This is a genomic window from Candidatus Pelagibacter bacterium nBUS_27 (genome assembly GCF_051200985.1).
In the GTDB taxonomy this organism is placed as follows: domain Bacteria; phylum Pseudomonadota; class Alphaproteobacteria; order Pelagibacterales; family Pelagibacteraceae; genus Pelagibacter.
Genome location: NZ_CP172845.1, coordinates 678,743 through 690,130 on the forward strand (window position 1 = coordinate 678,743; position 11,388 = coordinate 690,130).

9 protein-coding genes are annotated in these 11,388 nt (G+C 27.6%); all 9 read right to left on the reverse strand.

Annotated elements, in window-relative coordinates; translation table 11 throughout:
* Nucleotides 1–127 precede the first annotated feature (127 nt).
* Genes dnaE through nuoN form a run of 9 tightly spaced genes read right to left on the reverse strand, consistent with a single transcriptional unit; the run spans nt 128 to nt 11,388 of the window.
* Nucleotides 128–3,544 carry a DNA polymerase III subunit alpha gene (gene dnaE / locus ACIJYG_RS03750; RefSeq protein ID WP_435095270.1) on the reverse strand — a complete coding sequence of 1,139 codons (3,417 nt, stop codon included), beginning with the start codon at nt 3,542–3,544 and terminating at the stop codon, nt 128–130.
* A complete protein-coding gene (locus tag ACIJYG_RS03755) occupies nt 3,537–4,214 on the reverse strand; it encodes an ABC transporter ATP-binding protein (RefSeq protein WP_435095273.1) in 678 nt (225 codons plus the stop codon). Before ACIJYG_RS03755 ends, dnaE begins: the two co-directional genes overlap by 8 nt.
* Nucleotides 4,207–5,442, reverse strand: a complete 1,236-nt coding sequence (locus ACIJYG_RS03760; RefSeq protein WP_435095276.1) for a lipoprotein-releasing ABC transporter permease subunit — start codon at nt 5,440–5,442, stop codon at nt 4,207–4,209. The genes ACIJYG_RS03755 and ACIJYG_RS03760 overlap by 8 nt, the downstream gene beginning before the upstream one ends.
* Nucleotides 5,439–6,773 (reverse strand): proline--tRNA ligase, encoded by a 1,335-nt coding sequence (proS, locus tag ACIJYG_RS03765; RefSeq protein WP_435095279.1) that lies wholly within the window; start codon nt 6,771–6,773, stop codon nt 5,439–5,441. The genes ACIJYG_RS03760 and proS overlap by 4 nt, the downstream gene beginning before the upstream one ends.
* A 1-nt stretch (nt 6,774) precedes the next feature.
* Nucleotides 6,775–7,020, reverse strand: coding sequence for a DUF1467 family protein (locus ACIJYG_RS03770; RefSeq protein WP_435087319.1), 246 nt, complete (start codon nt 7,018–7,020; stop codon nt 6,775–6,777).
* Nucleotides 7,020–8,675 (reverse strand): ribonuclease J, encoded by a 1,656-nt coding sequence (locus tag ACIJYG_RS03775; protein WP_435095281.1) that lies wholly within the window; start codon nt 8,673–8,675, stop codon nt 7,020–7,022. Before ACIJYG_RS03775 ends, ACIJYG_RS03770 begins: the two co-directional genes overlap by 1 nt.
* A gap of 1 nt (nt 8,676) precedes the next feature.
* Nucleotides 8,677–9,423, reverse strand: coding sequence for a type III pantothenate kinase (locus ACIJYG_RS03780; RefSeq protein ID WP_435095284.1), 747 nt, complete (start codon nt 9,421–9,423; stop codon nt 8,677–8,679).
* 10 nt (nt 9,424–9,433) lie between these two features.
* On the reverse strand, nt 9,434–9,970 hold the full coding sequence (locus tag ACIJYG_RS03785) for a biotin--[acetyl-CoA-carboxylase] ligase (RefSeq protein ID WP_435087324.1): 537 nt from the start codon (nt 9,968–9,970) through the stop codon (nt 9,434–9,436).
* Nucleotides 9,970–11,388 carry an NADH-quinone oxidoreductase subunit NuoN gene (gene nuoN / locus ACIJYG_RS03790; protein ID WP_435095287.1) on the reverse strand — a complete coding sequence of 473 codons (1,419 nt, stop codon included), beginning with the start codon at nt 11,386–11,388 and terminating at the stop codon, nt 9,970–9,972. Before nuoN ends, ACIJYG_RS03785 begins: the two co-directional genes overlap by 1 nt.

An 11,388-nucleotide genomic window follows, 5' to 3' on the forward strand; every position in this document is an offset into this window, starting at 1 on the left:
TTATTCCCGGTTAAGCCACCACAGTAATTTCCAATTAAGGACCGGAGGTATAAAACCAACAACTGTGTGCGTGTTAATTTAAATTAGGCACTATTTACTAATAATTGATGAAATTAACAAGTTTTATTTAGCTTATAGAGCTAGATATTTCCCTTTTTCTCAAAAGATTTAAGGATTTTCGATCAAGATTCCTAGTGTTTTTAAGTTTAAATTTCAAGATTTTGTCATCAACACACATATTAATATTTACCTCTGTTTTACCGTCTTCTGTCAGAATTGTTGAAATTGTCTTAAGATTTTCTTCAGAATTAACTTCTAATGACACTTCGTTAATTGGACTATTAAACAGATCCATCATGGATCCTATTTTTTGGACATTAATTCTTTTAAATCTATTTTCATCATTTGATATGCTTTTAATTAAAGTTAGTAGTAAAGAATTACCTTCTTTTAAAATTTCACGATTTAATTCTAAAATATCAGAAAAAATAAATATTTCAAAAACACTGGTTAAATCAGTTAATTTTAAAACAGCATAGGAATTACCTTTGGCAGTTTTTCTTTCTTGAACTTTTAATAAAGTGGCAGCAATATTTGCATCTTTAATTTCATCGCTAGAATTAAAATTTGAATAATCGATAATCTTATAATCATCAAAAATTTCTGTAAATTGATTTAAAGGATGATCTGAAATAAAAAAACCTACTGCCTCAAATTCTTTAGATAATCTTTCTTCAAACTTCCAATCGTCTATTTCGTTAATAATATTATTTTGTGATGTTTCATCCTCAGAAAATAAATCTATTTGATTTGCTGATTTATTTTCAAATATATTTTTGGTCTTTAGAATAAAATTTGGAATAGAGTCAAAAAGCGATTGTCGGTTGTTATTAATATTATCGAAAGCACCAGCTTTAACTAAACCCTCTAACTGTAATTTATTCATATCTTTTGGGTTAACTCTGTTTAAAAAGTCATTTATAGATTGAAATTTACCATTTTCAGTTCTTTCCTTAACAACATTTGATATAGCTTCAAATCCTACAGCTTTGATACCTCCTAAAGCGTAATAAAATTTATCATCAATTGTTTTAAAATCTGCAAAACATTCATTAATATCAGGTCTTGTAATTTCAATATTTAATCTTTTTAATTCTTCATAAAATTCACTTAATTTATTTTGATTAGAAATATCCATTGTCATTGATGCAGCAATGAACTCTTTAGGATAATAAGTTTTTAAGAAAGCTGTTTGATAAGAAATAATTGCATAAGCAGCAGCATGACTTTTATTAAAACCATACTCAGCAAAAGGTTCTATCTTCAAAAAAATTCCTGCCGCAACATCTTTTGCTATTCCATTTTTCAATGCACCAGCAATAAAACCTTGTTTTTGTTTTTCTAATTCTGATCTTTTCTTTTTTCCCATTGCTCTTCTAAGAAGATCGGCTTGACCTGCTGTAAATCCAGATAATGTTTGGGCAATTTGCATTACTTGTTCTTGGTATATAATTACACCATAAGTTGGTTTTAAAATATCCTCTAATAAAGGATGTAAGTAATCTGGGGTTTGTCTTCCATGCTTACAATCATTATAAGTAGGAATATTGCTCATAGGACCAGGCCTATAAAGAGCAACTAGGGCAATAATATCCTCTATATGATTGGGTTTCATTTGAATTAAAGCCTCTCTCATTCCAGCACTCTCAACTTGAAATAAACCAACAGTATTACCGCTAGACAATAGATCAAAAACTTTTTGATCCTCGTAACTAATATTTTCTATGTCGAAATCTTTATCAATTTTTTTTACTAATTTTTGAGTGTTATTAATAACTGTTAATGTTTTTAATCCTAAAAAATCAAATTTTACTAAACCAGCATTTTCAGCAGAATACATGTCGAATTGCGTAGACGGTAATAATAAATTAGCTGAAACATCTTTATATAATGGAACTATATCTGTAAGTTTTTTATCTGCAATAACAACACCAGCGGCATGTGTTGCAACATTACGGTTTAATCCCTCAAGTTTTAATGAAAGATCTGTTAATTTTTTTACCCTAGGGTCTTCATTTACAAGTTTTTGCAACCTTGGTTCACCAGCAATACACTGTGATAAACTTTGAGGTCTAGATGGATCGAAAGGTATCATTTTCGATATACTATCAACAAAACCGTAAGGCAAACCTAAAACTCTACCTACGTCTCTAATTACCATTCTTGCTTTTAACTTACCAAAAGTAATAATGTGAGCAACACTATCTTGATATTTTTTTGTTAAATATTCAAAAACTAAATCTCTTTTTTCCTCACAAAAATCTATGTCAAAGTCAGGCATAGAAATACGATCAGGATTTAAAAATCTTTCAAAAATTAAATTAAATTTGATAGGATCAACATCTGTAATAGAAAGACACCAAGCTACCAATGACCCAGCACCTGAACCTCTGCCTGGTCCTACAGGAATATCATTATTTTTAGCCCATTTAATATAATCTGATACAATAAGAAAATAACTAGAATATTTCATTTCAATTATAATTGACAACTCATGTTCTAATCTATCTTTATAATCTAAGTATTTTTTATTAGTCTCAAGGTCATTAGCTTTAATTCTAAAAGTTTTATCAAATTTTACTCTTAGTCCATGTAAAGAGTCTTTCTTTAAAACATCATCTGCATTTCCTCCTTTATCAGAACTAATATTTGGTAAAATTGGATTTGAAAATAAAGGCCTAAAATTACATCTTAGTGGAAAATTATAGTTATTTTCTAATGCTTCTGGTAAATCAGCAAATAATTCTGTCATTTCAGAATTGTTTTTAAAATAGTGTTGATTACTTAATTTTATTCTTGATTTTTCATTAACATAAGTTTTGTTTCCAATACATATCAATGCATCATGTGCTTCATGCATATCTTTATCTAAATAAAAAACTTCATTTGTTGCGATTATTGGGATTTCTAATTCTAAAGATTTAGTTAAGTTAAATTTTTCAAAACCTAGTTCATTCTGATCATTATGTCTTTGTATCTCTATATAAAAACGATCACCAAAGTTTAATTTTAATTTTTTATATAATTCAATGATTTCACTGAATTTTCCTTTATTAAATAGTTCGCCAAATAATCCAAAAACAGTACCTGAAAAAATAGCAACACCAATGTTGTCATCTAATAATTCGTTAAAATCAACATGCGGATCAGATAGCTCATCATTTTCAAGGAATGAGTTTGAAGATAGCTTGATTATTCTTTTATAACCCTCTTCATTTAGGGCAAATAATGGTAATAAACCAACATTGTCACCATATTTAAAATTAATTTGAGTGCCAATTATTGGTTGTGTTCCAACTTTTGAAATTTTTTCAGCAAATTCTAATGCTCCACATAAATTTGATGTATCACAAAGAGCTAACGATTTAATTTTATTTAATTTTGAGAAATCTTTTAAATCATCTATTTTTACAGCACCCTCACAGATTGAATATTGCGAATGCATTTTTAAATGGTTAAAATTTTGACTAGAAGACTCAGGCATTAATAGTTTTTACACTACCATCTACAATCTCCAAAAGGCAATCTGCTTTATTAGCAAAAAATCTATTATGAGTTGCAAATATAATAAGTCTATTGGGTTTTTTTTGGTTTTTTAAAAGTTGGAATATTTCTTTTGCGGTATTTAAATCTAAACTTCCAGTAGGTTCATCTGCAAGAATTATTTCAGGATCATTAATAATTGCTCTTACAATAGCTACACGTTGACACTCTCCACCAGATAGTTGAGATGGAAAATGATGTAACCTGTTTGATAAACCTATTTTTCTCAACAAATCTTTTGCTTTTATCAAGGCAGAGTTTTTATCATTATTTATAGATAAGTTGGCTAAGTAAACATTTTCTATTGCTGTAAAATCAGGAAGCAAATTATTTTGTTGATAAACAATGCCAATATTTTTGGCTCTAAAAATATCATTTTTTTTATTATTTGTGAAATTAACTAAGTCGTCATTAAACTTAATAGATCCAAGGGTAGGTCTATCTATTAAAGATATCAAATTAAGTAATGTTGATTTTCCTGATCCAGATGGACCCATTAATGCATACATTTTCCCTCTATCAAAATTGTATGACAGATTATTTAAAACTTTTATTTTCTTTTTAGTATTAAAATATTTAGAAATATTATTTAATTTTAAAAAATTATTCATATTTTAAAGCTTGAATTGGATCTAAATTAGCAGCTTTAAATGCTGGAAATATCGAAACAATAATTGTTATCAATATTGAGCAAATTGCTATCAATAGGATTGATGAGGGATTAATTTCTGATGGCATAGTACTTAAAAAATATATTTCCTCAGGAAATAGACTGATATTAAAAGTTGAACTTAAAAATTGTCTAAAATTTTCTATATATAACGAGAATGTTACACCTAAAAAAATTCCAAAAATTGTTGCTGAGGTACCAATTATTAAACCAATTAAAAAAAATATTTTAACAATTGATTTATTTAAGACACCAATTGATTTTAAAATTGCAATATCTCTTGTTTTATTCTTAACTAAAATTGTTAATCCAGAGATAATATTGAATGCAGCAACAATAATTATTAAAGACAATATTATAAACATTACATTTCTTTCTACCTTTAATGCTGAGAATAAAGAGCTATTCATATCTGCCCATGTGTAAATAAATTCTTGATCAAAAATTTTTTGAACTATTTGTTTTTGTGACTCTATATTTTTGGGATCTTTTAAATAAATTTCTAAGTTTCTATCTTTTTTTTCAAACCCAAAAAAATCATCTAAAGTATCTAAATTAATAATAGCTATATTGTTATCAAAATCTGCTAATCCACTATTAAAAATTGAAGTTATTTCAAAAGTTTTTTGTTTGGGCATACTTCCAATGATGGTTTCAACTCCTGATGGCGACATAAGAGTTATTTTATCTCCTATTTTAAGATCCAAACTAAAACTTAATTCATGTCCTATAGATATAGAGGCTTTATTTAATCTAGATTTATCACCTTTAAATTTTTCATTTTTAATTATCGTTAAATTAGAAAATTCTTTAGATTGATAACCTCTTAAAACTATTCCTTTTGAGGTATTATTTTTTAAGATAATGGCTTCACCTGAGTTACTGAAAATTAGATTTTTAGTGATAAATTTTAAATTATTATTATTTAATTTGTTATGATCAATTCCATTATTATCATAAGATTTTACTGTTATATGTGAATTAAATCCTACTATTTTATTTATTAACTCTGTCCTAAATCCATTCATAACAGACATAACAATTATAAGGACCGCAACACCAAGACTAATTCCTATGAAGGAAAAAATAGATATAACATTTAAAAAGCCATCTTTTTTTCTAGCTTTTAAAAATCTAAAAGTAATTTCTTTTTCTAACGTAGAAATCAATTTGAAACTTTTTGTTTTGTTATAATTTCAATTATTTTTTCTAAATTTAAATTTTGAGTTTCACCACCAGTTTCTTTAAATTCCAGAAGATCGCCCTCAGATTTTTTTCCAATAACAATTTGATATGGAGCACCAATTAAATTCATTTTTTTAATTTTTGATGAATAATTTTCATCAGTATCGTCAATAATTGCGTCAATATTATTTTTTATTAGTTCAGAATTTATATTATTAGCTTTTTCAAGAGCAGTGTTATCATTTTTATTTATCATAGGAATAAGCGCAATGTCATAAGGTGCAACAGACAATGGCCATTTCATGATTTCATTTTTATCATCGTATTTAGCCTCTATAATAGCCCCTACCAGCCTTGATACACCAATTCCATAAGAGCCCATCTTAACAAAATCTTTTTTACCACCAGGAAGGTCAACAGCTGCACTCATTGCTTTTGAATATTTGTCACCAAAATAAAATATATGGCCTACCTCTATCCCTTTTGTTATCAATCTATTTTCTTCTGAAACAATCTTTTCAAATTCTTCTTTATTGAATTTCTCATCCGTAACTGAATAAAACTGTTCATATTTTTTACGCATTTGTTCCAAGGAAGATTTTTCTAAATTAGTACCTTCGCTAGTTAAGTCAAAAACTCTTTTATCAGTAAAAATTTTACTTTCACCTGTGTCAGCTAAAATTATAAACTCATGTGATAAATTTCCTCCTATAGGACCAGTGTCAGCAGCCATAGGTATAGCTGTTAATGATAATTTTTTAAAAGTTCTCAAATAAGATAAGAAAAATTTATTATAAGAGTAAAATGCATCTTCATCTGTAACATCAAATGAATATGCATCTTTCATATAAAATTCCCTACCTCTCATAATTCCAAATCGAGGCCTTATCTCATCTCTAAATTTCCATTGTATGTGATACAGAAGCTGAGGTAATGATTTATATGATTTAAGTGAAGATCTAAAAATCTCAGTTACTTGCTCTTCGTTAGTTGGTCCGTAAAGCATTTCTCTATTCTGACGATCTGTAATTCTGAGCATTTCTTCTCCATAATCATCATATCTTCCACTTTCTTTCCAAATTTCGCTCGATTGAATTGTTGGCATTAAAATTTCTTGCGCACCAATCTTATTTTGTTCCTGCCTTACAATGGCTTCTATTTTCTTCATCACCTTAAACCCAAGTGGAAGCCAAGAGTAAATACCAGCTGAAGCTTGTTTAATCATTCCTACTCTCAACATTAATTGATGAGATTTTATTTTGGCTTCAGAAGGATTATTTTTTAATATTGGAATAAAAGATTTTGATAAAAGCATCTTAATTAATAATATTTCTTAAATTTAAATATTCAAATTTAATTAATAAATAAATTATAATAAAAATAATAGTTGTAATTCCAGTACAATATAGGAATTTTTTCAGCATTTTAGGATTTTCTGGAGATCCAGGGTCTTCACCCTCAATTTTAACAGATTTTGATCTATTTACATCAATTGGTAATATAGCAAAAAATACAATCCACCATATAATTATGTAGATTATAGCTAATCCTGTAATACTCATTAAATTCTTACTAGATTAATATTTGTAAAAGGTTTTTTTCCAGTTTTTTCTTTTGAAAATTTTCTACAAGCAATTTTAAGAGCGTCAATTAAATTATGTTCTTGTTGTTTGCTTCCTAGTCTAAAGGTTCTGGTAATTTTTTCGATCTCATCTTCTAAGCCATAAATGAATTCCTCAGTATCATCAACTGGAATGCCTCTAAAAGTTAAAACTGGTCTTTTATGAATATTACCTTTTGGAGTAATTAATATGGTGGCTTCAATATATCCATTTGCACTTAAATTTTTTCTATCTTTGATTGATTGTGCGTCCTCCACTACACTTATGTTTCCATCAACATAAAGTCTACCGCTAGGAGCTTTATCATATACAGCAGGTTTTCCTGGATAAAGCTTAACAATATCACCATTTTCAACTTGAACAGGGTTTGGTACATTCATTTCTTTTGCAAATTTCATGTGTTCAATCATATGCCTGTGTTCACCATGAACAGGGATAGCACACTGTGGTTTTACCCATTCATACATCTCTCTTAAATCGTCTCTATTTGGGTGACCTGAAACGTGAACAAATTCATTTTCTTCAGATATAACTTCAATGCCATCTTTAACTAATTGATTTTGTAAATTGTATAATTTTTTTTCATTACCAGGAATAATTTTAGATGAAAATATAACAGTATCATCTTTTTCAATAAATACATCTGGATGAGTGTATTTGGCAATTCTCATCAATGCTGCCATGGGTTCACCTTGACTACCTGTACAAAGATAAACTATCTTTTCTCTTGAAATATTTTTCGCCTCTCGTGGATCAATTGGTTCAATAACATCTTTTAAATAGCCACATTGTTTGGCTGCTTTAAATATTCTGTGCATTGATCTTCCAACTAGAGATATTTGTCTGCCAGTTTTTTCCGCACAATAAAAAGCTGTTTCTAGTCTAGCAACATTGGAGGCAAAAGAAGCAATAATAATTCTTTTTTTTAAACTGCTCATAATGTTTAGCATGCTTTTTCTAACATCTAATTCTGAACCTGCTTTACCCAAACTAAAAACATTTGTTGAGTCACATATCATTGCAAGAACACCTTCGTTACCTATTTCTTTCAATCTATTAGAATTAATGTTTCCGCCAATCAAAGGTTCTGGATCAATTTTCCAATCACCAGTATGTAAAATTACACCTGCTGGTGTTTCTATTCTTAAACCATTTGGTTCTAAAATTGAGTGAGTTAGTGTTATGTATTCAATTTTAAATGGATTTAAATCAATTGTTCCATTTAATTGTACTATTTTTAGATATCTGGTTATATCAATATGTTTTTCTTTGAATTTTTCCTTAATTAAAACAGCAGTGAATGGAGTTGCAAATATATTGCATTCAAGTTGTGGCCAAAGATGAGCTATAGCGCCAATATGATCTTCATGGGCATGTGTTAAAACAATTCCCAAAAGATCTTCCTTTTTATCAACAATAAATCCTGGGTCAGGATATATTAAATCAATGCCTGGAAGTGTGTCGTCAGCGAAAGTAACACCTATGTCAACCATAATCCATTTGTGCTCTCCTGGTTTACCATAAGCAAACAAATTCATGTTCATGCCTATTTCTCCAGATCCACCTAGTGGACAAAATAATAATTCGTCTTTCATGTTATTTAATTAATTTTGAAATCCTAATTAGACCGTTAATTGTAATCTCTTTATTTTGATAAACTTTCGTTTTTATTGATTTTTTAAATAAGTTAGAAAATCCTCCAGTAATTATTACTTTAAATGACTTTCCAGTCTCTTTCTTAATTAAATAAATGATATTGTCAATTAAACCTGCATACCCCCAAAAAAAACCAGATCTGACTGCTGAGATTGTGTCATTACCTATGACATTTTTTATCTTTTTCAAATCAATTTTAGGGATTAGCGTAGCTCGATCTGACAGTGTATTTAAAGAAAGTTTCACACCAGGCGCAATAATACCACCAGAATATGTATTTTTTATCAAAACATCAAAAGTAGTAGCTGTTCCAAAATCTAAAATAATAAAGTTATTCTGACTATTTGTTAAACTAATTGCATTTGTTAACCTGTCAGAACCAACCTGTTTATAATTTGCTTTAATTTTTATTAAAGATTTTAAGTTTAAATCCTTTACTTCAAAACATCTAATTTTTATTTTTTTGGATAAAAATTTCTTAATCATATTAAATGATTTGGGCACAACACTACAAAATAGTACTTTATTTATTTTTTTATAATCAATCTTAAAATTAATGAATAATTTTTCTAATTTTATTTGATTTATATCTTTGGTTGAAAAAGTTAATTTCTTTGTAATCTTATTATTAAGTGAGACTAAAAAAATTTTAGTTTCAGTGTTACCTATGTCTCCAAGAATATACATTATTTAATTATTAATTTATTTTATACATTTTTAATAAATTTTTTTCAAAAATTACTTTAAGTTTGTTCTCTATTTCTCTTTTATTAATAGATTTATCGATCAATTCATACAAGCTAGTAGTTGGATAATTTTTAATTCTAGGACTTTTCTTAATATTTATGCCAATGCCTATAATCAAAAAATTTTTATCAAAAATAGAAATTGTTTCTTGTAATATTCCACATATCTTTTTTTTTTGAATTAATAAATCGTTAGGTTTTTTAAATGTAATATCTTTTTTATAATAGTTTTTTAATAATTTTTTTATTAATAAACAATTAATTTTTGTTAATCTTGATATGGTTATGTTAATATTCTCTAATTCATAAAAAAAACTAACAAATAAATTGCCTTTATGTGAAATCCATTTTTTTCCATATTGACCCCTACCCATTGTTTGTGCATCAGATATCACCATCCCATATTTATAATTTGAGTTTTTAATAATTCGAATTGCTGTGTTATTTGTGCTTTTAACTTTTTTGAATTTAAATTTTTTAAATTTCATTAAATAATATTAATTCTTGATACTACATCAATCAGTTGATTTGGAAAAATGAAGTATAGGAGAATTAATATTGTTGAAAGAGTAAGTGAAAATTTTAACCATAAACTATGGTCATCATCATATTTTTCTTTCTCTTTATCAAAGTATATTATTTTAATAATTCTTAAATAGTAAAATGCTGCAACAACAGTTGATAGCAAACCTACAATCGCTAAAAAATACATTGATTGTTCTATAACAGCTTTAAAAATATAAAATTTTGCAAAAAAACCAGCTAATGGAGGAATTCCTGCTAAAGAAAATAATATAACTAGTAAAGATAGAGATAATAGAGGGTGATTTTTTGATAAGCCTGAAAGATCATCAATTTCTTCGTAATATTGATTGTTTCTTTTTAGCATCAATAAACATGAAAATAGAGCTAAGTTCATAACAACATAAATTGATATGTACACAATTGAGCTTTGAATACCTTCGTTAGACCCTGTTGCTAAGCCTGCTAATGTATATCCTATATGACCAATTGAACTGTAGGCTACAAGCCTTTTTATATTTGTTTGACCAATAGCTGCTATTGCACCAAAAAGCATCGAAGCTATAGATAAAAATATTATAATTATTTGCCATTGATCGATTAAATTTAAAAAAGGTACATACAAAAACCTTATAAATACTGTTAAAGCAGCAATTTTAGGTACCATCGTAAAGAATAAAGTAACAGATGTTGGTGAACCTTCATAAACATCAGGGGCCCACATATGAAAAGGTACCGCTGAAATTTTGAATGCAAGTCCAACTAAGATAAATACAATACCAAAAGTTAACACATATTCGTTTGAATTTAGTTGATTTGAAATTACATTAAAGTTTGTTGAGCCTGAAAATCCATAAATTAATGAGCAACCATATAGAAGTAAACCAGATGATAAGGCGCTTAAAACAAAATATTTCAAGCCTGCCTCTGATGATTTTAATTGATCTCTATTAAAAGTAGCTAACACATAAAGAGCTAAAGATTGAAGCTCAAGACCCATGTAAAATACCATTAAGTCATTTGAGCTAATCATTACCATCATACCCAAAACCGAACTTAATATTAGAACCGGATACTCAATCTTATAAATTTTAAATGTTTTAAGGTATGAAGATGAAATTACTAAAACTAAAAAAGCCCCAAGTAATGTAATAATTTTCATTACTGAAGACATGTAATCAATGACAACACTATTGTTAAACAAAGTTATACGATCGATACTAAAGGTTTCGTTAAGAGTAATTATTGCAGTTATTAAAAGAACTATAAATGAGATATTAAAAGTAAGTTTTGAACTATCTTTTTTAAAAACACCTAAAACTAATAAAAACATAATTGAAAGCGAAATAAATATTTCAGGTAGTACTAAATTTAAGTTTTCCAT

Coding starts and splice junctions, on each gene's coding strand:
- ACIJYG_RS03780 (WP_435095284.1), bottom strand. CDS start 9,423: ATGTATATTCTTGGAGACATAGGTAACACTGAAACTAAAATTTTTTTA.
- dnaE (WP_435095270.1), bottom strand. CDS start 3,544: ATGCCTGAGTCTTCTAGTCAAAATTTTAACCATTTAAAAATGCATTCG.
- ACIJYG_RS03770 (WP_435087319.1), bottom strand. CDS start 7,020: ATGAGTATTACAGGATTAGCTATAATCTACATAATTATATGGTGGATT.
- ACIJYG_RS03785 (WP_435087324.1), bottom strand. CDS start 9,970: ATGAAATTTAAAAAATTTAAATTCAAAAAAGTTAAAAGCACAAATAAC.
- nuoN (WP_435095287.1), bottom strand. CDS start 11,388: ATGGAAAACTTAAATTTAGTACTACCTGAAATATTTATTTCGCTTTCA.
- ACIJYG_RS03775 (WP_435095281.1), bottom strand. CDS start 8,675: ATGAAAGACGAATTATTATTTTGTCCACTAGGTGGATCTGGAGAAATA.
- ACIJYG_RS03755 (WP_435095273.1), bottom strand. CDS start 4,214: ATGAATAATTTTTTAAAATTAAATAATATTTCTAAATATTTTAATACT.
- proS (WP_435095279.1), bottom strand. CDS start 6,773: ATGCTTTTATCAAAATCTTTTATTCCAATATTAAAAAATAATCCTTCT.